Here is a 24,502-nt window from a genome sequence, read left to right on the forward strand (position 1 = left end):
ATAATTTTTCTCCGTTGGGTTTAGTTCAGGGATTTTTTCAAATGGTCGGCCAGTGCGGTAATGGCTTCCGGCGAATCGTTATCGAGAATGATATGCTTGCGTTCTGTCTGCGGCGGTACCGAGATGGCGACCAGTTCCGCCAGTGGCGTGGTTGGGGTCCAGTGGATATCGCTCGCCAGCTACGACGTAACGGCTTTTTTCCCGGCGCCGAGAATGGCTTTCATTGACGGGATGCGTGGAACGTTAATATCTGAGGTCACGCAAAGCACCGCGGGCAGCGTGAGCTCGATAATTTCAACGTCTTCTTCCAGTGTGCGTTCAACGATGATTTTGTCGCCGTCGCGTTGAATATGGCTTACTGCGTTGATGACGGGGAGTTTCAGGAGTTCGCCAGTCAGCAGGCCCACCTGTTGGGCATAAATATCGCCGGAGCCCTCCCCGAAGAGCAGCAGGTCAAAGCCAATTTTCTCCGCCGCGGATGCTAGCGCCAGCGCGGTTTCTTTGGGCAGGGCGTGCTCCAGTTGCGCATCCTGAACCATGAAAAGCGCATCCGGCCCGCGGGATAACACATCTTTGCGGACTTTTGAATTTTGTAACAGAGAGCCGCCGACGGTGAGCGCGGCGATCTCGTCGCCACCGCCAGCTAACTGCGCGGCGGCCTCAATTGCATTTAAATCAAACTGGCTGATTTTGGCCTCGGCACGATCAAAATTGAGCGAATGCTCCGGGGTCACGGTAATGTCCTGTTCTTCAGGCACCAACTTAAAGCAGGTTATTATTTTCATTGCATCTCCAGTGAGTCGCGTGTGGATAAGTAAAGTAAATCTGACTGAAAATAGTCTGCGGCAGTCTGAAGAGGTTTACGATGGGTCAATCTGTTTTCCTTGCCAACAATCTTGCACAAAAAATCTGCGAACAGAGAATCGTTAGCAACCATCTGAAAAGGGCGTCATAAAAATATAAATACGGTAGTGAGAATAATAAGTGCGAAGCATATCATCATTTTTTAACATGAAACGTGCGATGTTGTTTCTGTGAGGTTAAAAGAAAACATCAAAGATATGTCGGCTATGTATTTTTGTCTGATAATACGCCATCGACAGGTAATCTGAGCTGTCTGCAAAAGAACATAATATCTTGCATTCGGAACGAATAATCTTGTTTTGCTGGTAATCTCCACGGTTGTACAACACTGACGCTCGCTTTATTTTATCCTGGTTATCTTTTTAAACCTGACAGAGGTTATTATGTATCAGCGCTGTTTTGACTCCGCCGCGGAGACGATTTTTGAACAGGACAAGACCCCTCGATTTTCACGTTTTGTCATTAGCGATGATCCAAACTGGGAGTCTGGCCATCATATGCATGATAATGAAACAGAGCTTATTTACGTCAAAAAAGGGATAGCCAGGTTAATTATTGACTCTTCACTCTACGTCGCGCATGCGGACGATATTGTCGTCGTTGAGCGGGGGCGGCTACACGCTGTAGCATCCGACAGCAATTCGCCGGCTACCACCTATACCTGTGCGCTGTATGGGTTTTGTTTTCTAGGTTGGGAAGAAAACCAACTATTGCAGAGTCATTCCTGTCCGGTGGTTTCCGTGGTTCAGGGGAAAGAGGTCATTAAAAGTATCTTTAATGAATTAAGCGTGTTACTTCCGCAGGGGAAAAACGTATTGGCTTCCTCTGTATACGATGCATTTGCTTACACTCTGACCGCACTTTACTATGAAAATTTTAAAAATGCCTATCGTTCTGAACAAGGCTACATTAAAAAAGATGTATTAATTAAGGATGTGCTTGTTTATCTCAATAATAATTATCGTGAAAAAATCACGCTTGACCAGCTATCGAAAAAATTTCGTGCCAGCGTCAGTTATATATGCCATGAATTTGCCAAAGAATATCATATATCCCCTATCAACTATGTTATTCAACGACGTATGACCGAGGCCAAGTTTGCGCTGACAAACACTGAGTCGCCACTGGCAGAAATTTCATGGCGGGTAGGATATGAAAATGTGGACCATTTTGCCAAATTGTTTATGCGGCATGTAGGATGTTCTCCCAACGATTATCGTAAGCAATTTAAAAATAGTCTGGTTGAGCAGGCGTATTTGCTGCCAAATACCTGACGGCGAAATATATCTGATTTATTCGGCCTGATGCCGTAAAGCAGTCAGGCCGAATAAGACGTTCCGGTACGATCCTTACTTGTTCTGATAGTCTTTCAGAATCTGGCGTCCTGCCACATAGATCATAATTTCATCCGTGCCGCCACCGATACGTTCGCAGCGAACATCGCGCCAGAAGCGGGAGACACGGGCTTCGTCAGTATAACCAAGCCCACCCATAATCTGAATCGCATCGTCAATCACTTCCATCGCTGTGCGTGCGCAATACAGCTTAGCCAGCGCGGCGCTGGTACGCAGTGACTCTTCCCGATCGGCCTGCCAGGCGACTTTCAACACCATATTGCGCATGTTTTCGATTTTGATGGCCATTAACGCCAGCTTTTCCTGGATCATCTGGTTATGGCCGATGGGTTTACCAAAGGCGATACGCTGGTTGGCGTAACGGGCGGCATCTTCAAATGCGCATTCGGCGAAACCTGTACTGCGCGCCGCATTAATCAAACGCTCCATCTCAAAATTGTACATGACATTGAGGAAACCCATGCCTTCTTCACCGACCCGGTCGCTTTCGTCCACCTCGACATTATCGAGATAAACTTCGCATGTACTCAACATGTGCCAGCCAATTTTGTGCAGCGGATTAATCTTTATGCCCGGTTTATTTGAGTCCACCCACCAAAGCGTGAACGCTTTTTTAGGATCTTTTGGCTCCGTATCGCGCGCCAGAACCAGCATGTAAGGATATTCTTTTGCACCGGTGATAAATGTTTTTTGGCCGTTAAGATAAACCTTGCCGTTTTTACGCGTCCAGGTTGTTGTGGCGCTATTATTATCAGAGCCCGCGCCAGGTTCTGTTAAGGCTAGCGCATATGCTGGATCGCCGGTGGCCAGAGTACTTTCTGCTGTTTTACGCAGTTGTTCTGCGGAACCAAAACGGCGCATGCTGTGAATGCATTGGCCGTTGGTAATCAAAAAGGCCGGAGCGCCGCATTTTGAGATTTCCATCAGCGCCAGCATTTGCGTTACATAGTCAGCCGGAATGCCGCCGAATTCTTCCGGGACGCCCAGCATCGAAATACCGTTTTCCGCCAGCGCCTGCATAAATTCTTTGGGATAGGTGCCCGTTTGATCGCAGGTACGGAAATACTCTTCCGGAAAATTGCTGGTGATTAACTCGCGAATACTGGCCAGTAATAGTTCTTGTTCTTCAGTTAATGAAAAATCCATATTTGTACTCCTTTTAATGTGTTGCGTCAGGAAGCGTGAATCCCATAGTGCTATCGGTAAATAATCTTGTGTCCATCAGTTTTAAATCTGGTGAGATAACCGGTGAAAAATCCATCTTGTCAAGAATATCCCGTTGCAGATCGACGCCAGGCGCAATTTCAATTAAATGCAGGCCATCTTGTTTGAGAGTGAAAACCGCACGTTCAGTGATGTAACGCACGTCTAACCCGCGCTCAAGCGCAATTTTTCCACTGAACGTAATTTCCGGCAGTTCGCTGGCGAATTTTTTCACGCGACCTTCCTGCAGAATATTTAATTTGCCATCGGTAATTTCAGTTTTTAAACTTCCGGCCGTCAGAGTTCCGCAGAAAATAATTTTTTGCGACGTTGCGCTAATATCGATAAACCCGCCGGTGCCCATAATTTTGCCGTTGAATTTATGTACACCGACATTACCGTGTTGATCCACTTCGGCAAAACTTAAATAGCAGACATCGAGCCCACCGCCGTGATAAAAATCAAATTGTGAGGTCATATCGAGGATCGCGCGGGTATTGACATTGGCGCCGAAGGCCACACCCTGAGAGGTAATACCGCCCACCGGGCCAGTTTCTACGGTCAGCACGAAGTCATCGGCGCAGCCTTCCTCGCGAGCGACCAGACCAATGCCGTCGGCAATGCCTACGCCCACATTGCCTACCGCGCCTTTACGCATTTCAAACAGCGCGCGTCGGGCTACCAGCTTGCGCTGATTAAGGGGCAGGGTAAGCTGGGTACTATCATCAAGAGTAAAATCCCCGGAGATAAATCGGTTCACCGGCGCGCCGCCATAGAGTTGCGTCTGGTCGGCGTCGACAACCACAATATCCGCCAGATAGCCGGGAATACGCACGGATTTTGGATGCAGCGTGGCTTTTTTTACCATTTTCTGCACCTGCATCATTACAATACCGCCATTATTGTGAACGGCCTGGGCGATCACCAGTGCATCAAGATACATCACCTCATCTTCAAATGATGCATAGCCTTCGCTGTCGCAGGTGGTGGCGCGGATAAAAGCCACATTAGGCGCTATCGCTTTATAATAGAGATATTCTTTATTATCGATCTCTACCAGCTTAATGAGATCTTCTTTAGTCACGTCGTTTAATTTTCCGCCCTGTTGGCGAGGGTCGACAAAGGTACCAATACCGATATCGCTCAGAATACCCGGCTGGTGTGCGGCGCTGGCGCGCAGTGTCTGGGTTAATACGCCTTGTGGGTAGTTATAGGCGGCGATTTTATTTTGTTCAGCCAGTTCAGAAATACGGGGAGATTGCCCCCAATGTCCGCATAGCGCCCATTTTACCAATCCCTCCTGCGCCAGCGGGCTGATGCCGCGATCGGCGCGGTCACCTAATCCGGTAGGGCTAATAATAGATAAATCTCGTGGTGACTGGGTTGTTTGATATTTATCTGCCAGTGCGGTAATTAATGTTGTCGCTTCGAGAATACCGCCGCCAGCGCCCAGAATACATAAAGTGGCCTCATCTGGAATATAATTTACTGCTTCTTGTGCAGAGAGCACGGGAACGCGGCCATTAATGCGTGATGGCTTATTGATTTTCATATTTACTCCACTATTATCCCTGAAAGCAATATCGATATAACCGTGTTAAGGTAATAAAGACAGCGGCTTTCAATGAATATGGAACATATTCATATCAGATAACTATTTATTTTATTGTGGCAGAAAGAGAATATTCCGCCACACGATAAAGTATTACGCCTGGTGCAATATAGTTAATACGGTACGCAGATCGGCTACCGATATTTGTCCCGGCGCAGATGCTTTTTTCACCGCGCCAAACGTTGCTGCAGAACCGAACACTTCGCCGGCAAGACGAGATATTACCCCGGTTTTCGACATCGACATGGTAATAATCGGACGATCCGCATAGCGCTCCTGCATTTCTACAGTGGCGGTAAGTAAGGTCAGGACATCGGCTTTAGTCTGTGGCATGACGGCGATCTTCGGAATATCGGCGCCCAGTTCCTGCATTTTACGCAGACGCTGAACAATCTCTTCCGCTGCGGGCGTTTTATGAAAATCATGGTTAGACATGATCACCGCAACATTGTGTTGATGAGCATAGCCGACGGTGGCTTTCACCTCGTCGTCGCCGGTAAAAAGCTCAAGATCGATCATATCGACCAGACCGCTGTCAACCGCTGCACGATTCAGAGCGATATACTGTCCGGTAGTTAGCGCCTGTTCGCCGCCTTCTTTCGCGCTGCGGAAGGTAAATAGCAAGGGTTTATCGGTAATAATCTCCCGGATGGCGCCGGCGGCCTCAAGTACGCTTTCCGCCGTTGTCACGTTGGCAAAATGGTCAACGCGCCACTCCAGAATATCGAAATCCGCTTCACGGTAGGCGAGTGCTTCCGATTTCACATCGGTAATGGTTTTTCCCATTAGTGACACAATGATCTTTGGCGCGCCTTCGCCAACCACGAGATCTCTTACAGTTACGGTTTTCATTTGGTACCCTTCATTGTCATTCGTCGCAATTATAATTTTACCGGTCAGGCTGTGAATCCCATCACCTGCTTCACATAGTCCAATGGAAATGCTTTTCCTGTCCACAGTTCAAACTGTTCGGCTCCTTGCCATAACAACATGCCGTAACCATCAATTGTTTTGCAACCAGCTTGTTGCGCCTGCTGCAATAACTTTGTCATATGCGGATTATAAACACATTCGGTGACCAGCAATTCAGGGCGGAGCAGGGAAACATCGCCGATCAGGGATTCGTTCTCCAATGGTTTCATGCCAACTTTGGTGCCGTTCGTCAGAATATCTGCGCTGGCAAGCGCTTCAGTAAAAGCGTGCTGATCGGCAAGATCGGTGACGGTAACGACGCAATCGGTGTTTTCATTCACCCGCTTCGCAAAGGCAACCGCTTTTTCGAAAAAGTCATCTTTACGGTTAAACAGTTTAATTTCCTTAATGCCTTCAATGGCTGCCTGGGCGCCAATGGCGGTAGCCGCGCCTCCCGCGCCGAGCAGCACCATGGTTTTTCCCCGAATATCGAAACCGCTTTCTTTAATTGCCCGAATATGGCCCGTACCATCCGTGTTGTAGCCGCGTAGATAGCCGTCATCGTTAACAATGGTGTTGATAGCGCCAACCAGTTTTGCTGCTGGCGTTAATTCATCGACATACTCACACGCGAGCTGTTTGTTTGGCATGGAGACGCCCGTACCGCGCATTTTTAATGCTTTCAGTCCTTCAATGGCGCTGGCAAACGTCGTGTTATCCACTTCGAAAGCCATATAGGTATACGGTAGCCCCGCTTTTTCTAACGCTTTGTTTTGCATTTCGGGCGATAAGCTATGACGGATAGGATACGCCATAAGACCAATTAATTCATATTTTGCGGTAACATCCATTTTATACTCCTTAATAAGTGGACAGTGCAGAGCAGGGCGCATGCCTGTTGCGCATCGTTAACATTTTTACTGGAAATAACGCTCGCCAAATCGGACATCGTTTTGCGGGATCTTAAATACGTGATAATAGCGAATAAATACAATAATGGCGGTGATAAATGTCAGTAGTGCAAAGGCAAAATCTAACAAAATGATATATTGCAGGCCAATAGTAGAGAGATAACCGGTGATCAGTGGAATAATAAAGTTAGCTACGCCCCCCATCATCATATATATACTGGTGACTTTAGCTTTACTCTTAGGGAAAAATTCCGACATTACCGATACACCTAATTGTAAAATACCTCCAGCAGCGGAAAAACCAATCACGAAGGCGCCAGCATTACAGATCAGTGGAGAGGGATACAGGTAAATTGCCGCAGCGGTGAGTGTCGCCAGCCCGGCATTGAAAACATTGGCCCAGATAGGGCGAACCATTTTTTTCAGCAATGCGGCAAAAATAAACACGCAAACCAACGATCCCATACTGTAATAAGAGATGGTTTTCAGCGCGTCGGATTCCGCCATTCCGGCGAAGGCCATCGCATATTTAGGCATCCAGACCACAATCACATAGAAGGTTGAGAACGCGGCGACGCCAAATAAAACGGAAGCTACGCCTTCCAGCCAGACGAGGGGAGTACTGTTCATCTGGGGTAATTCTTTCGCAATACTGGCATCGACAAGTTGGCTGGGAAAACGGCTTTTCAACAGCATCAACGTGATGAGGACGAAAAGGATACCGGGGATTACCACCGCGTAGCCGTACCAGATATGGTTGGCTAACAAGGCGCTGACAATAAGGGGATAAATCATTTGCCCAAAAGAGACCATCGCTTTAACCAGAATAACTGCCGAGCCCGATGCTTTGGGAAAACACTCCATTAATGCAGGGTATCCGCCGGTATCCAGCGCGGAGTTCGCCACGCCGACACACACCGCTAATATGAAAGCGATCATCAGGTTAGGACTGGCGGGAATACCGAAGAAAAATAGCATATATAGTACGGCGCCAAGCAGTATTATTGCCCGACGGCCAAATTTATCGGACAGTACGCCAAAGAATAAAATACTGACCAGACGACCAAGACCAATGCCAGAGATTAAATAGGCGATACCGGCACTATCCGTGGAGAATTTCTGTGCAAGGGAGGTCATGTTCTGGGCTAGTGTAATAACACTCATGCCGTGGAGAAAGTAACTAAAATAAATGCAGATAACAGCCAGCAAATATGGCATGTTGCGAGCCTTGTTCTGAGACATTTGTTCACAGCTCCTTGCTGATGGTTTGATTCAATGTCCTGCTTATTACTGCTTTACTACATGCAGCGATTGTTCAGTAACACTATAAGTCGGTACTGTCGTTATATGTACATAACATGGCGTTTAAAATGCCAGGTTTATTGCATTGATAGCATTTCATTTGTTAGCCAGGAAATATAAAAATTGCTGCGAATTTGTTGTTTAATACATATAACTCGTGATGCTCATCGCAATTTTTCTGATAAGTGTGAAGATAATGAATAATAATTAACACGAAAATTACATTTTTTGTTTCCCGGTGATAATGGCTAACGTTTTATTTTGCATAGCAAGGCAATAATATTGCAACTGGCACGCTAACATTTATTGCGCGGTTGACGCTGCTTCAGCGTGATGTTGTGATTCAGCCCGACTTCGGTAACCGATGAACAGTGCGAGGAGAAATCCCACTGCGGCGATACCGGTATCAAACCACATAATATGTGCAATGCTTATTTCTGAAATCCGCGCTGTGATCAACGGAATAGTGAACGTCGCGATACTGCCGGCGCTGTAATAAATGCCGGTCGCTTTACCTTTCTCCTGTGGAAAACGGGCCGCCATCAGCGTCAGGCCGATTTGTACTACGCCACCGGCGGAAGAGAATCCAATGACGAATGAGAAGATCATAACAACATAGGCCTGAGGATGCAGGCAGACCGTCAGAAGCGCAATAAAAGAGATAAAGGTATAAAACATCAATAATGTGGTAGAGCGAATTGTTTTTCTGACCAGCGGGGCGGTTATAAAAACGCAGAGTAGCGATCCGCAGGTATAAATACTTAACAGTTTGATGGATTGGGTATACGACATTCCTGCGACGAACTGTCCATACTGCGCCAGCCACTGGCTGATAAGATAAAAGGTTGCCATCGAGATATAGCCATAAAGGGTGTAGCTGATAAGATCGATGAGGGAGCAATGATGTACGCCTGCGACAGGCGCTTGCGAGATTTTGGGCTTCAATATCCGACCAGGATAGGGTGGAAAAGGACAGCGTAATAAAAACAGAGCATTAATAAGCATGATCGCCCCGGCAAGCAGGAAGGACCAGCCAAACCACATATTAGCCCAGACTAATAAACTGATAATAATGGGCAACAAGAATTGCCCGCCAGAGACAAATGCTTTGATCAGAATATTTGCCGTACTGGGGGAGCGAGGGAAGGCTTCCATCAAACTGGGATAGGTACCTGCATCCAAAAAACTGTTGGCCATACCCGCTAAAAAGCCACAGGCATAAGCGACAAAAATCGTCTGAGCATAAAGAATGCCAATGAAAAAAATCAGGTAACAGGCGGTCCCCAGAATGATAAAAGGACGGTGACCAAAGCGATCGGAAAGCATACCGGCGATTAACAAAACGCTTAGCCGGCCAATACCAAGCGAAGAGATCACAATAGATACGCCTGCGGCACTGGTATGCCATTGCTGTTCAAGCGATGACATGTTCAGGCTCATCAGGATAACCCCCATGCCATGTACAAAGTAATTAAAATACAACCCTACAGCGGTAGGGAAATAACGATTTTTCATATTATCTGACTCAGAGATGCCGCCTGAAAGTTACAGTGGTATACACAGGCAGGAAGCATATTGGATAGGGTGACAAGTCAATGTCGTGATTGTGTGGTTTTCTATCCGGTATCAATACGATGCGGCGATAAAGTTTACGTCTAACACAGCCGCTCCAGATCATGTGCGAAAAGTTCGGCAGCAACAGATTGATAAATTTTCCACTCGATAAAATCACCCTCTGTATAAATGGACTGAAAAGAAGATAAATCAGGGAAGTAACGCATTGTATTATTGCCGATGCGGTTATTTATTTTGTCAACAATGGCGTTAATTCGTCGCTGTCTCCTGGCTTTCATTTCCTTCAGCCTGGCAATGATTTCTGGAGAGATGGGAGTGTCGCCAGCTTCCCATCGTTGCCAGGTTGTCGAATTATTATCCTGGGTGATATAGATTGTGCATTCTTCAATCGTCATATCAAAAATACGCCGTAGTGCTTGTAGTTCTAACGCGTTCATCATTTTTTAGGCTTTTATATGAAAAAAGTGATGCTATAAATAGCACCACCGACACCGTTTCGACTTGAACAGAATCACACTATTTTGTGCAATATTATTTGTTCGTTGCAGATATCGCGGTGTTGAAGGGAAACGGGAGCTGGCTTATGTAACAATGCAGCGAAAAAAGTTAAAAAAAAAGCCCATCGTAGGAGACGGGCAAAGACTACACACAGCAATTCGTTGTTTCACTCAGGGGATTTCCATGCTTATAAATCAATGTGTTGATTTATAACCGTGTGCTAATAGTAGGCATGAGCACTTTTTGCGTCGATCAGATTCGTCTCAATAGTTTAAAAACTGTAACGGATTTGCGACAGAAATGAGATGCGGCGGGGAACAGACGGGCGAATCAAAATGGGGTGTGCGTTGAATTGATAAACGTCGCTAAAGCATCGGGCGGCGATGCCGCCCGACGGGATTATGACTGCTTGTTGGCTTCCTCGATGTCATCCAGCTCTTCAAGGATCTCCTCTGGTTCATTCGTCGGCGCCGGAACTTCATGTACCCATGCGGAGAACAAACGCCAGGTCACGGCCAGAAGCACCGGTCCAATAAACAGACCAATCATACCGAATGCAATCAGGCCGCCGATTACCCCGGAAAGGATCAGAAGCAGCGGTAAATCGGCACCCATGCGGATGAGTACCGGGCGAATCACGTTATCCAGAGTGCCGACGACGGCGCTCCAAACCAGCAGCACGGTGCCCCAGGTGGTGTCGCCTGTCCAGTAAAGCCAGATAATGGCTGGAATCAATACCGGCAACGGCCCCAACTGAACCAGACACGAAAGGATCATCACTACCGTCAACAGGGTAGCGTAAGGCACGCCGGAAATCGCCAGCCCGACGCCGCCAAGTACCGCCTGTACCAGCGCGGTAACCACCACGCCAAGCGCCACGGCGCGGATCGCCTGGGCAGTCAGCAGAACCGCCGCATCGCCGCGTTTAGCCGCGAGACGACAGGCAAAATGGCGTATACCCATCGCCACTTGTTCGCCGCGCCAGTAAAGCAGGGCGCTAAACAACAGCATCAGGGCACAGTGCATCATAAAGCGTCCGATATGCGCCGCCTGACCGACAAACCAGGTCGTGGTTGTGCCGATATAAGGCCGCACTTTCGCCATAATAGCGCTACCGCCCATATCCAGCAGGCTATGCCATCCGGCATACAGTTTGGCGCCAACCAACGGAATATTATTTAACCATGCCAGATCGGGTAGCGTCATATCGCCGCCGGTCACTGCATGGATGAGCGGGCCGCTACCATCGACAATGCTGTTCACCAGCAAGGCGACGGGAATAACGAAGAGCAGCACTAACAGCAGCGTCATGACCAATACGGCAAGCGAGCGGCGGCCCCACAATATTTTTTGTAATTTCAGCAAAACGGGCCAGGTCGCGATAACAATCGTACCTGCCCATGCAAACCCCAAAATAAAAGGCTGTACTATCCACAAACAGGCCACAATCATGATGGCTAAAAACAGCACCGATAGCAGCACTTGCGCAATATCCCTGGGCTGACGAACATTTACCATAAATACTTTTCACCTTTGTCTTTGCGCCAGAACGTTGGCGCGACGTGAACATGCAAACCACACCCTATAATGATGAGCAATTTCAGCGGTTTTTAACAGGCCGATTCTGCATGTAATTCTGTTGGGCGCACAGGAAAAAAATGTGATACAACAAATAACGCAACACGCAAACGATTAAGCATCCCTTCCTGTGCGTAGACCGCTCGCGCTCGCCGGGTTGGGCGCCACCGTTCACAACATAGACCGCAGGAAAAGGTCAATATAATGATTCCACAAATTTCTCAGGCACCCGGCGTCGTTCAGCTGGTGCTCAATTTTTTGCAGGCGCTGGAGCAGCAAGGGTTTACGGGCGATACGGCAACCAGCTATGCCGACCGTCTGACAATGTCGACCGATAACAGTATCTACCAGCTTCTTCCCGATGCTGTTGTGTTTCCCCGTTCTACGGCGGATGTCGCGCTTCTTGCCCGTCTGGCGGCGGAGCCGCGCTTTACGTCGCTGATATTTACCCCTCGAGGCGGCGGTACTGGCACGAATGGCCAGGCGCTAAACCAGGGCATTATTGTTGATATGTCCCGCTATATGAACCGCATTATTGAAATTAATCCTGAAGAGGGATGGGTGCGGGTAGAGGCGGGAGTGATAAAAGATCAGCTTAATCAAGCGTTAAAGCCGTATGGCTATTTTTTTGCGCCGGAACTTTCCACCAGTAATCGCGCCACGCTTGGCGGTATGATTAATACCGATGCCTCCGGTCAGGGTTCGCTGGTCTATGGAAAAACGTCAGATCACGTCTTAGGCATACGGGCCGTATTGTTGGGGGGCGATATCCTTGACACGCAATCGATGCCCGTAGAGCTTGCCCGGACGCTGGGTGAAAACACGACGACGCCAGGCCGCATCTATCAGACCGTCTATCAGTCCTGCCTGGAAAACCGCCAACTTATCCTCGATAGCTTTCCAAAGCTCAATCGCTTCCTGACAGGCTACGATTTACGCCACGTCTTTAACGATGACATGACCCGCTTCGATCTCACCCGCATCTTAACGGGGTCGGAAGGGACGCTGGCGTTTATTACTGAAGCCCGGCTGGATATTACCCCGATACCCAAAGTCCGCCGTCTGGTGAATGTAAAATACGACTCCTTTGATTCCGCGCTGCGTAACGCCCCTTTTATGGTTGATGCGCGCGCCTTATCCGTCGAGACGGTCGATTCCAAAGTCCTTAACCTCGCGCGGGAAGATATTGTCTGGCACTCCGTTAGCGAATTGATTACCGATGTGCCGGATAAAGAGATGCTTGGCCTGAATATCGTGGAATTCGCGGGTGACGATGAAGCGCTTATTGACGGACAGGTCGAGGCGCTGTGCCACCGGCTGGATGGCCTGATGGCGCGAGCGGAAGCGGGCGTGATCGGCTGGCAACTTTGTACCGATTTGACGGGTATTGAGCGTATTTACGCGATGCGTAAAAAAGCGGTAGGGCTGCTGGGTAATGCGAAAGGCGCTGCCAAACCGATTCCTTTCGCGGAAGATACCTGCGTGCCGCCTGAACATCTGGCCGATTACATCGCCGAATTTCGCGCTCTGCTGGATGGTCATGGCTTAAGTTACGGCATGTTCGGCCACGTGGATGCCGGGGTGCTGCATGTGCGTCCGGCGCTGGATATGTGCGATCCGCAGCAGGAACTGTTGATGAAACAGATCTCCGATGAGGTCGTCGCGCTGACCGCCAGATACGGTGGGCTGTTGTGGGGCGAGCATGGAAAAGGTTTTCGTGCGGAATACAGCCCGGCCTTTTTCGGCGAAGTTCTGTATGGCGAGCTGCGCAAAATAAAAGCGGCTTTTGATCCGCATAATCGACTTAACCCGGGTAAAATCTGTCCGCCGCAGGGGATAGAGGCGCCGATGATGAAGGTGGATGCGGTAAAACGAGGCACCTGGGATCGGCAAATTCCGCTGGCGGTACGGCAGACCTGGCGCGGCGCTATGGAGTGTAATGGTAACGGCCTGTGCTTTAATTTCGATGCGAAAAGCCCGATGTGCCCGTCGATGAAAATTAGCCTTAACCGGATCCACTCGCCGAAAGGGCGGGCGACGCTGGTGCGGGAATGGCTCCGTCTATTGGCCGATCGCGGCGTCGATCCGTTGAAGCTGGAAAAGGAGTTGCCAGAAAAACGCGCCAGCTTACGCACGCTGATTGCCCGCACCCGGAATAGTTGGCACAAACGCAAAGGCGAGTATGACTTTTCCCATGAAGTTAAAGAGGCCATGTCCGGCTGTCTGGCGTGTAAAGCCTGTACGACCCAGTGTCCGATTAAAATCGATGTTCCGGAGTTTCGTTCACGTTTCTTACAGCTTTACCATACGCGTTATCTGCGCCCGGTACGCGATCATCTGGTGGCGACGGTCGAGACCTACGCGCCGCTGATGGCGCGTGCGCCAAAGACCTTTAACTTTTTTATTAACCAACCGGTGGTTCGTAATCTGGCGAAAAAACATATCGGTATGGTGGATTTACCTCTGCTTTCTGCCCCTTCATTGCAACAGCAACTGGTGGGCCATCCGTCTGCCAATATGACGCTTGAGCAACTGGAACGCATGAGCGCCGAGCAAAAAGCGAAAACGGTACTGGTGGTTCAGGATCCGTTTACCAGCTACTACGACGCCCGGGTCGTGGCGGACTTTATCCGCCTGGCGGAAAAACTGGGCAGGAGGCCGGTATTGTTACCGTTCTCGCCGAATGGTAAGGCGCAGCATATTAAAGGTTTTCTTAATCGCTTTGCGAAAACGGCGAAAAAAACCTCTGAGTTCCTTAATCGGATCGCCGCGTTGGGGATGCCGATGGTGGGCGTCGATCCGGCGCTGGTTCTGTGTTATCGCGACGAATACAAACTGGCGCTGGGTGAACAGCGCGGCGATTTTCATGTGTTGCTGGTGAATGAATGGCTGGCGCAGGAAATAAATGCAAGACTGTCCGTCGAGGTGAGCGGCGAACCGTGGTACTTTTTTGGTCATTGTACGGAAGTCACGGCTTTACCCGGCGCGCCTGCGCAGTGGGCCGCCATCTTTGCCCATTTTGGCGCGAAGCTGGAAAATGTCAGCGTAGGCTGCTGCGGTATGGCGGGCACTTATGGACATGAACTCACCAATCATAAAAATTCGCTGGGAATTTATGAGCTATCCTGGCATCAGGCGATGCAACGTCTACCGCGAAACCGCTGCCTGGCAACCGGCTATTCCTGCCGAAGCCAGGTTAAACGCATTGAAGGTACGGGCGTGCGTCACCCGTTGCAGGCATTACTGGAGATTATAGGTTGATCTGGAAACGTGAAGTGACCCTCGATGCGCTTAATGCGATGGGGGAAGGAAATATGGTTGGCCTGCTTGATATCCGCTTTGAGCGTATTGGGGACGATACGCTGGAAGCGACAATGCCCGTCGATCATCGCACCAAACAGCCGTTCGGCTTGCTGCATGGCGGAGCGTCTGTGGTGCTGGCGGAAAGTATCGGCTCGGTCGCAGGTTATCTGTGTACGCAGGGGGAGCAAAAGGTGGTGGGGCTGGAGGTGAATGCCAACCATGTACGGTCGGCGCGTCAGGGGCGCGTACGAGGCGTCTGTAAAGCGTTGCATACCGGGGCTCGCCATCAGGTCTGGCAGATAGAGATCTTTGATGAACAGGGACGTCTGTGCTGTTCTTCGCGTCTTACTACGGCGATTGTGTGACGTTGTCACCATAAAAGTGTGATGCATATTGCTTTTGGTCAAAATGTGCGCAGAAAAAGGTGATATACTGTGCACGTTTACACATAAGCGAGGATGATATGTCTACTGATTTAGACCCGACCCAACTGGCGATTGAATTTTTACGCCGTGATAAAACCGAACTTTCTCCCGCGCAGTATTTGAAGCGTTTAAAACAGCTGGAGTTAGAGTTTGCCGATCTCCTCACCCTCTCTGCAACCGAACTGAAAGAAGAGATCTATTTCGCCTGGCGGTTGGGCGTGCATTAATAAAGTCTGTGTAGGCCGGATAAGGCGTTAGCCGCCATCCGGCTATGTTACCAGGCAATCTCACCAGACACTGTCCCCAGGTAATAGATAACCCCTTGATTTTGTTTAAAAAAATACAGATCGCCATTTGTGCTAAAAAGGCGCGCGTTCTTTATGAGATTATTCTTATGCCCCTTCAAGAGCTAAGCCATTAAGAGTGCCGGAGATAAGCGCCGGATGGGGCCGGAACCCTTAAGCCTGTATTGAACAGACTTAAGGGTTTTTCTTTTCCGGGCGCGTAAAAAACTAAGGTCTGTCAATAACCGCTGGCATGTCGTCAGCCGTATGATTATTCAAAATACGGTTAGCCAGCACACCTGACATCATCGATCCGTTAACGTTCAGAGCCGTGCGGGCCATATCAACGATAGGTTCGATGGCAATAAAAATACCGACCAGCGCAACGGGAAAATTCAACGTCGACAGGACAATCAGCGCCGCGAACGTACCGCCGCCGCCGACGCCGGCTACGCCAATAGACCCTAGCGCAATGGCAGGCAACATCGCGGCCAGAAAATGCAGCGAGAGCGGATCAATGCCGATGGTGGGCGCAATCATCGCTACCATAATAGCCGGATAAATCCCGGCGCAGCCATTTTGCCCCATACTGGAGCCAAACGAGGCGGAAATATTGGCAATAGTGCTTTGTACGCCAAATTTTTCCTGGGCGGAAATGGCCAGCGGGATAGAGGCTGCGCTGCTGCGGGAAACAAACGCAAAGGTTAAGACGGGCCAGACCATACTGAAATAACGCGCTGGATTATTACCGCTGAGGATCAGCAAGATGGCATGCACGATAAACATCATGAAAATCGCGATATAACAGGCGCCGATAAAACCAAGTAAGCTGGCGAATTGTTCAAAGTGGTATGATGAAAATACGGTAGTCATTAATGCCATGACGCCATAGGGCGTTAATGCAATAACGATACGTACCATCTTCATGACCCAGATCTGGATAGCGTTAATGCCTGCGCTTAATTTCTGACCTTCTTCCGGCGCCTCTTTTTTGACCTTTAACAGAGCGATCCCCGCTATTAGCGTGAAGATAACGATGCCGATAACGGAAACACTTCTGGCTCCCGTAAGATCAAGAAAAATATTAGTCGGGATCAGCGATGTCACTAACTGGGGAATCGACACCGCGGCAGTCTTATTGACTTCTTCTGTAGTTAACATTGACGGCATGTGCACAAAAGCGCTGGCGTCAAGCCCCAGCACATGAGCGGTCAGTAATCCGATAAAACCGGCAACCATCACCAGGCATAACATGCATCCGACGATCGTCAGCGACATTTTTCCGATGTCGGCGCTATTTTCTAGTTTATTGATGGCGGAAAGAATAGAAATAAAAATTAGCGGTATAGCGACCAGTTTTAACAGGTGGACGTAACCATTGCCGATGATGCTGTACCATTCGATAATAGTTTTAGTGTGATTTGCTGAAATAAAATGCAGGGATAAACCAATAACAGCCCCTAAAAAGATAGCGATAAAAACGCTTTTCGACAGGGAATCGCTTTTTTGATTAATTCTCAAGATGACCCACGAGAAAACCAAAAAAAGTGCGATATACGCGAGCGTAACAACCATATTTTAAGCCTCTTGCCTCATTCAGCACCTGAAATGCCGGAAAGAGTTTACATAAACCTATAGCTCAAACTGAGTTATAGAACCGCAGCGGATTATAAAGAGCGCAACGCCAGGTATCCATACAAAAAATGGGGTTCTGACCTCGCCGCCCGGCAATGTCGACAGCCTATTAATTAAATAGTCATTTTCTATACATCTTTTCGTTTTTGACCTGCCAGAACGGTTAATATCTTATAAATCATTACTTATCAAAAAGTTAAGTTGTTTTTTGTCTGTCGTATGACCTGGCGGACAGGGTCTATGCTTAATAAAAGGCGCTCAATATGACCATTTGTTGGAAAGCCCCTGCGGTTAAGGGGTTGAAGTGATAATCATTATCACTAACATGCTGTTATATCCTGGTGATTTAGAACGCGAGGTAACTCTATGGAATTGCATTCAGACACGTTTAACCCGGAGGACTTCCCCTGGCAAGGGCTGACGCTAACGCCAGCGGCGGCAGCGCACATACGTGAACTGGCAGAAAAGCAGCCGGGCATGTTGGGCGTGCGGTTAAGCGTAAAACAGACGGGATGTGCCGGATTTGGCTATGTTCTGGATACCGTTCGGGAGCCGGATAAAGACGATCTGGTTTTTGAAGCCGAAGGCGCAAAGCTTTTCGCACCGTTACAGGCGATGCCTTTTATTGACGGAACAGAAGTGGATTACGTACAGGAAGGGCTGAACCAGTTATTTAAATTTCATAACCCCAAAGCCCAGAATGAATGCGGCTGCGGCGAAAGTTTTGGGGTATAGGCGGTACTATGTCTCGTAACACTGAAGCAACGGAAGAGGTCGGTATCTGGACAGGCGGACGCCTTAATTACAAAGAAGGATTTTTCACGCAACTACCCACTGATGAACTGGCAAAAGGCATCAGCGAAGAGGTGGTGCGCGCGATTTCCGCAAAGCGTAACGAACCTGAGTGGATGCTGGAATTTCGTCTCAATGCCTATAGAGCCTGGCTGGACATGGATGAACCGCACTGGCTGAAGGCGCACTACGATAAACTGAACTATCAGGACTACAGCTATTACTCTGCGCCATCATGCGGAAACTGCGACGATAGCTGCGTTTCCCAGCCGGGAGCCGTACAGCAAACGGGCGCGAATACCTTTTTGAGTAAAGAGGTTGAAGACGCCTTCGAGCAACTTGGCGTTCCGGTTCGCGAAGGGAAAGAGGTCGCCGTCGATGCGATTTTTGATTCGGTCTCCGTAGCGACCACATACCGTGAAAAACTGGCGGAACAGGGCATTATTTTCTGTTCTTTTGGCGAAGCGATACACGATCACCCTGACCTGGTCAGGAAATATCTTGGCACCGTCGTGCCGGGGAACGATAACTTTTTTGCCGCGCTGAATGCGGCAGTCGCTTCCGATGGGACATTTATCTATGTTCCCAAAGGCGTGCGTTGCCCAATGGAGTTATCCACCTATTTTCGCATTAACGCCGAGAAAACCGGTCAGTTTGAGCGCACGATTCTGGTGGCGGATGAAGGCAGCTATGTGAGTTATATCGAAGGCTGCTCCGCGCCCGTACGCGACAGTTATCAGCTCCACGCCGCGGTAGTGGAAGTCATCATCCATAAAGATGCTGAAGTAAAATATTCCACCGTACAAAACTGGTTCCCGGGCGACAACAACACGGGCGGCATTCTGAACTTTGTGACCAAGCGGGCGTTGTGCGAAGGGGAAAACAGCAAGATGTCGTGGACCCAGTCGGAAACCGGTTCGGCGATTACCTGGAAATACCCGAGCTGTATCCTGCGCGGTGATAATTCTATCGGCGAGTTCTATTCCGTTGCGCTGACCAGTGGACATCAGCAGGCTGACACCGGCACCAAAATGATCCATATCGGTAAAAACACGCGCTCAACCATTATCTCAAAAGGCATTTCTGCCGGCCACAGCCAGAACAGCTACCGTGGGCTGGTAAAAATTATGCCGACGGCAACCAACGCCCGAAATTTCACCCAATGCGACTCCATGTTGATTGGAGCGGACTGCGGCGCGCATACGTTCCCGTATGTTGAATGCCGCAATAACAGCGCGCAGCTGGAGCACGAGGCGACAACATCACGCATCGGTGAAGATCAGCTTTTCTATTGTCTGCAACGCGGCATCAGCGAAGAAGACGCTATTTCGATGATCGTCAACGGTTTCTGCAAAGACGTTTTCTCGGAACTACCGCTGGAGTTCGCCGTTGAAGCGCAAAAACTGCTGACGATTAGCCTTGAGCACAGCGTCGGTTAATGATGAAGGAAAACCCATGTTAAGCATTAAAGATTTACAGGTCAGTGTGGAAGAAAAAGCGATTTTGCGTGGCCTGAATCTGGAGATTCTCCCCGGCGAAGTTCACGCCATTATGGGGCCGAACGGTTCCGGGAAAAGCACGCTCTCCGCCACCCTGGCTGGACGTGAAGATTATGAGGTCACCGGCGGCTCGGTTACGTTCAAGGGTAAAGATCTGCTTGAACTGTCGCCGGAGGAACGGGCGGGCGAAGGGATTTTTATGGCCTTCCAGTACCCGGTAGAAATCCCCGGCGTCAGTAACCAGTTTTTCCTGCAAACCGCGCTGAATGCCGTGCGCGCCTACCGCGGGCAGACGTCGTTGGATCGCTTTGATTTTCAGGATCTGATGGAAGAAAAGATCGCATTGCTGAAAATGCCGGAAGATTTACTGACCCGTTCGGTAAACGTCGGTTTTTCCGGCGGGGAGAAAAAGCGCAATGATATTTTGCAAATGGCGGTGCTGGAGCCGGAACTGTGCATCCTTGATGAGTCGGACTCCGGACTGGATATCGATGCGTTGAAAATTGTGGCGGAAGGCGTCAACGCGTTACGCGACGATAAACGCGCTTTTATTATCGTGACCCACTATCAGCGCATACTGGACTATATCAAACCCGATTACGTCCATGTCCTCTATCAGGGGCGAATTGTCCGATCCGGCGATTTTACTCTGGTCAAACAACTGGAGGAGCAGGGTTATGGCTGGCTTACCGAACAGCAGTAAAGCGCTACAGCAATGGCAGCATCTCTTTGAGGAAAAAAGAGAAAGTCGAACTGAGCAGGCAAGACAACATTTACAACAGATGTTACGTCTGGGATTGCCGACGCGTAAACATGAAGACTGGAAATACACGCCGCTGGAGGGCTTAACCCATAGCCAGTTTATCCAGCAGTGTGCGACTATCAGCGCCGCACAGCGTGATGCGTTGGCGCTGCAAATCGATGCCGTGCGGCTGGTGTTTGTCGATGGTCGGTTTATGCCAGAGCTCAGTGATAGCACGCAAAACAGCGGATTTGACGTTAGCGTCAGGGATGAGCGCCAGACGCTTGCCGCGCCGGTACAGCCTGAGGTTTTTCTGCATCTGACGGAAAGCCTGGCGCAATGTGTCACGTATATACAGGTACGGCGAAATCAGCGTCCGACCAGGCCGCTACTGTTAATGCATATCACGCAGGGCGTGGATGGCGACGAGCTGAACACCGCGCATTATCGCCACCATCTGGCGCTGGCGGAAGGCGCGGAAGCGACGGTTATTGAGCATTATGTCAGCCTTACAGCGGCAAAACATTTTACCGGCGCGCGTCTGACGATGAACGTTGCAGACAATGCGCAACTGCATCATATCAAACTGGCGTTTGAAAATGCGTCCAGCTATCACTTTGCGCATAACGATCTTCTGCTGGCGACAGACGCCTCGGCGTTTAGCCACAGTTTTCTGCTGGGCGCCGCAGTACTACGTCACCACAGCAGCTCACAACTGAATGGTGAAAACGCGACGCTTCGACTGAATAGTCTGGCGATGCCGGTGAAAAATGAAGTTTGCGATACGCGGACATGGCTGGAACATAACAAAGGCTACTGTAACAGCCGCCAGTCGCACAAGACCATCGTCAGCGACAAAGGACGCGCGGTCTTTAATGGCCTGATTAACGTGGCGCAACACGCCATTAAAACCGACGGCCAGATGACCAATAATAACCTGTTGTTGGGGAAACTGGCTGAAGTCGATACCAAACCGCAATTAGAGATCTATGCCGATGACGTGAAGTGCAGCCACGGCGCGACGATCGGGCGTATTGACGATGAGCAGATGTTTTATCTGCAATCACGCGGCATCAGACAGCAGGAGGCGCGGCACATGATTCTTTACGCGTTTGCCGCAGAGTTAACGGAAGCTATCCATGATAGCGCCCTTAAACAGCAGGTGCTGGCGCGAATCGGCCAGCGACTGCCCGGAGGCCTGGTATGACATTTCCTGTAGAAAAAGTACGGGCGGATTTTCCCATACTGCAGCGTGAAGTTAACGGCCTGCCGCTGGCTTACCTGGACAGCGCAGCCAGCGCTCAAAAACCTAATCAGGTGATTGATGCTGAATCTGCCTTCTACCGTCACGGCTATGCTGCGGTACATCGAGGTATCCATACGTTAAGCGCGCAGGCGACCGAAAGCATGGAGAATGTGCGTAAGCAGGCGTCGCGGTTTATTAACGCCCGCTCCGCAGAAGAACTGGTGTTCGTGCGCGGTACGACGGAGGGCATTAACCTTGTCGCCAACAGTTGGGGAACGGAAAATATTCGCGCCGGGGATAACATTATCATCAGCGAGATGGAGCATCACGCCAACATCGTTCCCTGGCAGATGCTGTGCGAGCGCAAAGGCGCTGAACTGCGCGTGATCCCGTTGCATCCTGACGGTACGCTGCGGCTGGAGACCTTAGCTGCGCTGTTCGATGACCGGACCCGACTGCTGGCCATTACCCATGTTTCCAATGTGCTGGGGACGGAAAACCCACTGCCGGACATGATTGCGCTGGCGCGCCAGCATGGGGCGAAAGTGCTGGTGGATGGCGCCCAGGCCGTGATGCACCATGCTGTTGACGTCCAGGCGCTGGACTGCGATTTTTACGTTTTCTCCGGCCATAAACTTTACGGGCCGACCGGCATCGGCATTCTGTATGTTAAAGAGGCGTTGCTGCAAGAAATGCCGCCGTGGGAAGGGGGCGGGTCGATGATCTCGACCGTCAGCCTGACGCAGGGAACGACATGGGCGAAAGCGCCCTGGCGTTTTGAGGCGGGAACGCCGAATACTGGCGGCATCATCGGTCTCGGCGCGGCGATTGACTATGTGACGTCGCTGGGACTGGATAAGATTGGCGATTATGAGCAGATGCTGATGCGCTATGCGCTGGAGCAACTGGCGCAGGTGCCTGATATCACGCTGTATGGTCCGGCGCAGCGATTGGGCGTCATCGCGTTTAATCTGGGTAAACACCATGCTTACGACGTCGGCAGCTTTCTTGATAATTACGGTATCGCGGTACGAATGGGACATCACTGCGCAATGCCGCTCATGGCCTGGTATGGCGTGCCGGCAATGTGCCGGGCTTCGCTGGCGATGTATAACACCCATGAAGAAGTGGACCGACTGGTGGCAGGATTAACGCGTATCCACCGCTTATTGGGATAACAGTGAGGTTTTATGGCTGCGCTACCGGATAAAGAAAAACTGCTGCGTAACTTTACGCGTTGCGCTAATTGGGAAGAGAAATATTTATATATTATTGAGTTGGGGCAGCGCCTGGCGGAGTTAAATCCGCAGGATCGTAATCCGCAAAATACGATTCATGGCTGTCAGAGCCAGGTGTGGATCGTGATGCGGCGAAACGCCAACGGCATTATCGAATTGCAGGGCGACAGCGACGCGGCGATCGTTAAGGGCCTTATGGCGGTGGTATTTATTTTGTACCACCAAATGACGGCGCAGGATATTGTGCATTTTGATGTCCGGCCATGGTTCGAAAAAATGGCGCTTGCGCAGCACCTCACACCTTCTCGTTCTCAGGGGCTGGAAGCAATGATTCGCGCAATTCGCGCTAAGGCCGCCACTCTTAGCTAAACTGTACAGACAGCGTTCTACCTGATGTCAAATCCTTTGTCGGACGGCGACGTCGCTTTATCCAGAGTGGACAGAGCGTATATTTTGTTGTTCTGATAAGCGAAGCGCTACCAGTCGTCGCAGAGGGCATCACCAGGAATACAGGAGGTTTGGTATGAAACGTGCGTCTTTCATTACGCTAACTATTATCGGCGCGTATAGCGCGTTACAGGCAGCCTGGGCGGTTGATTATCCATTACCGCCCGAAGGCAGCCGTCTTATTGGTCAGAATCAAACCTATACCGTACAGGAAGGTGATAAAAACCTGCAGGCTATCGCCCGGCGTTTTGATACGGCGGCGATGCTCATTCTTGAAGCGAACAATACGATTGCGCCGGTGCCTAAGCCCGGTACGCTAATTACCATTCCCTCGCAGATGCTATTGCCGGATGCGCCCAGGGAAGGCGTTATCGTCAACCTCGCGGAGCTACGGCTGTATTATTACCCGCCGGGAGAAAACCGCGTTCAGGTGTATCCCATCGGCATCGGTTTGCAGGGACTGGAAACTCCCGTCATGGACACCCGGATAGGGCAAAAGATCCCCAACCCGACGTGGACGCCGACGGCGGGCATACGCCAACGTTCGCTTGAGCGGGGGATCACGCTGCCGCCGGTGATCCCTGCCGGGCCAAATAACCCGCTGGGACGCTATGCGCTGCGTCTGGCGCACGGTAATGGGGAATATCTCATTCATGGCACCAGCGCGCCGGATAGCGTAGGTCTGCGCGTGAGTTCCGGTTGCATTCGCATGAACGCGCCGGACATCAAAGCGTTATTTGCGCAGGTCAGAACGGGGACGCCGGTAAAAGTGATTAACCAGCCGGTGAAATTCTCTGTCGAGCCGAATGGCATTCGTTATGTAGAGGTGCACAGGCCGCTATCGCCGGAAGAAGAGCAAAACGTGCAGACGATGCCCTACGTGTTGCCTGCGGAATTTACCGCGTTCAGAAACGCGCAAGGGGTGGATAGTCGCCTGGTCGATAAGGCGCTATACCGGCGAGCCGGGTATCCAGTCAGCGTGAGCGCCGGGCAGACGCCAGCGGTAAATACGACCGCAGTCGAATCCGCTCAGAACGGTTTTGTCGGGGAAGAGGGGCAAACGCGCGCGACGCAGTAGCCT

Annotated in this window: 20 protein-coding genes, 1 other RNA gene and 1 pseudogene; 11 read left to right on the forward strand and 11 right to left on the reverse strand. The window is 50.2% G+C overall.

Annotated elements, in window-relative coordinates; translation table 11 throughout:
• Positions 1–20 precede the first annotated feature (20 nt).
• Positions 21–785, reverse strand: a pseudogene (locus tag ACQ29O_RS09870) (electron transfer flavoprotein).
• Positions 786–1,247: 462 nt separating this feature from the next.
• Between ACQ29O_RS09870 and ACQ29O_RS09875 the strand changes: the two are divergent.
• Entirely contained in the window at positions 1,248–2,138 is an 891-nt protein-coding gene (locus ACQ29O_RS09875; RefSeq protein ID WP_000284826.1) for an AraC family transcriptional regulator, read from the forward strand.
• A 75-nt stretch (positions 2,139–2,213) separates the two neighbouring features.
• On the opposite strand, the gene ACQ29O_RS09880 is transcribed toward ACQ29O_RS09875, so the two are convergent.
• The 9 genes from ACQ29O_RS09880 to ydiK all read right to left on the reverse strand — a co-directional run bounded on the left by ACQ29O_RS09880 (position 2,214) and on the right by ydiK (position 11,750).
• A complete protein-coding gene (locus ACQ29O_RS09880) occupies positions 2,214–3,365 on the reverse strand; it encodes an acyl-CoA dehydrogenase (protein WP_000347819.1) in 1,152 nt (383 codons plus the stop codon).
• A gap of 13 nt (positions 3,366–3,378) precedes the next feature.
• A complete protein-coding gene (locus ACQ29O_RS09885; RefSeq protein WP_000700595.1) occupies positions 3,379–4,974 on the reverse strand; it encodes an acyl CoA:acetate/3-ketoacid CoA transferase in 1,596 nt (531 codons plus the stop codon).
• Positions 4,975–5,127: 153 nt separating this feature from the next.
• Complete coding sequence (gene aroD, locus ACQ29O_RS09890) at positions 5,128–5,886, reverse strand: type I 3-dehydroquinate dehydratase (protein WP_000860224.1); 759 nt, start codon at positions 5,884–5,886, stop codon at positions 5,128–5,130.
• Positions 5,887–5,930: 44 nt separating this feature from the next.
• The gene (gene ydiB, locus ACQ29O_RS09895; protein WP_000383488.1) at positions 5,931–6,797 is read right to left on the reverse strand and encodes a quinate/shikimate dehydrogenase; all 867 of its coding nucleotides are present in this window, start codon (positions 6,795–6,797) and stop codon (positions 5,931–5,933) included.
• A gap of 66 nt (positions 6,798–6,863) precedes the next feature.
• On the reverse strand, positions 6,864–8,099 hold the full coding sequence (locus ACQ29O_RS09900) for an MFS transporter (RefSeq protein WP_000081206.1): 1,236 nt from the start codon (positions 8,097–8,099) through the stop codon (positions 6,864–6,866).
• A gap of 363 nt (positions 8,100–8,462) precedes the next feature.
• Positions 8,463–9,674: an MFS transporter gene (locus ACQ29O_RS09905; RefSeq protein ID WP_000797661.1), complete on the reverse strand. Its 1,212-nt coding sequence runs from the start codon at positions 9,672–9,674 to the stop codon at positions 8,463–8,465.
• Positions 9,675–9,814: 140 nt separating this feature from the next.
• Positions 9,815–10,174: a YdiL family protein gene (locus ACQ29O_RS09910; RefSeq protein WP_000980459.1), complete on the reverse strand. Its 360-nt coding sequence runs from the start codon at positions 10,172–10,174 to the stop codon at positions 9,815–9,817.
• Positions 10,175–10,341: 167 nt separating this feature from the next.
• Positions 10,342–10,449: antisense sRNA RprA (gene rprA / locus ACQ29O_RS09915), an RNA gene on the reverse strand.
• A gap of 182 nt (positions 10,450–10,631) precedes the next feature.
• On the reverse strand, positions 10,632–11,750 hold the full coding sequence (gene ydiK / locus ACQ29O_RS09920) for an AI-2E family transporter YdiK (protein ID WP_000248619.1): 1,119 nt from the start codon (positions 11,748–11,750) through the stop codon (positions 10,632–10,634).
• Positions 11,751–12,014: 264 nt separating this feature from the next.
• Here ydiK and ydiJ point away from each other — a divergent pair, with 264 nt between their 5' ends.
• The 3 genes from ydiJ (at position 12,015) to ACQ29O_RS09935 (ending at position 15,765) form a co-directional block, all read left to right on the forward strand.
• A complete protein-coding gene (ydiJ, locus tag ACQ29O_RS09925; RefSeq protein ID WP_000612922.1) occupies positions 12,015–15,071 on the forward strand; it encodes a D-2-hydroxyglutarate dehydrogenase YdiJ in 3,057 nt (1,018 codons plus the stop codon).
• Complete coding sequence (gene menI, locus ACQ29O_RS09930; protein ID WP_000637930.1) at positions 15,068–15,478, forward strand: 1,4-dihydroxy-2-naphthoyl-CoA hydrolase; 411 nt, start codon at positions 15,068–15,070, stop codon at positions 15,476–15,478. Before ydiJ ends, menI begins: the two co-directional genes overlap by 4 nt.
• A 98-nt stretch (positions 15,479–15,576) precedes the next feature.
• Positions 15,577–15,765 (forward strand): YdiH family protein, encoded by a 189-nt coding sequence (locus tag ACQ29O_RS09935; RefSeq protein ID WP_001537749.1) that lies wholly within the window; start codon positions 15,577–15,579, stop codon positions 15,763–15,765.
• A 285-nt stretch (positions 15,766–16,050) separates the two neighbouring features.
• Here the strand turns inward: ACQ29O_RS09935 and ACQ29O_RS09940 are convergent, their stop codons facing one another.
• The gene (locus ACQ29O_RS09940; RefSeq protein ID WP_000261852.1) at positions 16,051–17,397 is read right to left on the reverse strand and encodes an L-cystine transporter; all 1,347 of its coding nucleotides are present in this window, start codon (positions 17,395–17,397) and stop codon (positions 16,051–16,053) included.
• Positions 17,398–17,823: 426 nt separating this feature from the next.
• Here ACQ29O_RS09940 and sufA point away from each other — a divergent pair, with 426 nt between their 5' ends.
• The 7 genes from sufA to ldtE all read left to right on the forward strand — a co-directional run bounded on the left by sufA (position 17,824) and on the right by ldtE (position 24,499).
• Positions 17,824–18,192, forward strand: coding sequence for a Fe-S cluster assembly scaffold SufA (gene sufA, locus ACQ29O_RS09945; protein WP_000418970.1), 369 nt, complete (start codon positions 17,824–17,826; stop codon positions 18,190–18,192).
• Positions 18,193–18,200: 8 nt separating this feature from the next.
• Positions 18,201–19,688 (forward strand): Fe-S cluster assembly protein SufB, encoded by a 1,488-nt coding sequence (sufB, locus tag ACQ29O_RS09950; protein WP_000089384.1) that lies wholly within the window; start codon positions 18,201–18,203, stop codon positions 19,686–19,688.
• A gap of 16 nt (positions 19,689–19,704) precedes the next feature.
• Positions 19,705–20,451, forward strand: coding sequence for a Fe-S cluster assembly ATPase SufC (sufC, locus tag ACQ29O_RS09955; protein WP_253336039.1), 747 nt, complete (start codon positions 19,705–19,707; stop codon positions 20,449–20,451).
• The gene (gene sufD / locus ACQ29O_RS09960; RefSeq protein WP_000907942.1) at positions 20,426–21,697 is read left to right on the forward strand and encodes a Fe-S cluster assembly protein SufD; all 1,272 of its coding nucleotides are present in this window, start codon (positions 20,426–20,428) and stop codon (positions 21,695–21,697) included. Before sufC ends, sufD begins: the two co-directional genes overlap by 26 nt.
• Positions 21,694–22,914, forward strand: coding sequence for a cysteine desulfurase SufS (gene sufS / locus ACQ29O_RS09965; RefSeq protein ID WP_000143856.1), 1,221 nt, complete (start codon positions 21,694–21,696; stop codon positions 22,912–22,914). The genes sufD and sufS overlap by 4 nt, the downstream gene beginning before the upstream one ends.
• Before the next feature lie 12 nt (positions 22,915–22,926).
• Positions 22,927–23,343, forward strand: a complete 417-nt coding sequence (gene sufE, locus ACQ29O_RS09970; RefSeq protein ID WP_000729468.1) for a cysteine desulfuration protein SufE — start codon at positions 22,927–22,929, stop codon at positions 23,341–23,343.
• 154 nt (positions 23,344–23,497) lie between these two features.
• The gene (gene ldtE, locus ACQ29O_RS09975; RefSeq protein WP_000817059.1) at positions 23,498–24,499 is read left to right on the forward strand and encodes a L,D-transpeptidase LdtE; all 1,002 of its coding nucleotides are present in this window, start codon (positions 23,498–23,500) and stop codon (positions 24,497–24,499) included.
• Positions 24,500–24,502: the final 3 nt, after the last annotated feature.

This window comes from Salmonella sp. GDC200615, from assembly GCF_050574145.1.
Lineage (GTDB): Bacteria > Pseudomonadota > Gammaproteobacteria > Enterobacterales > Enterobacteriaceae > Salmonella > Salmonella enterica.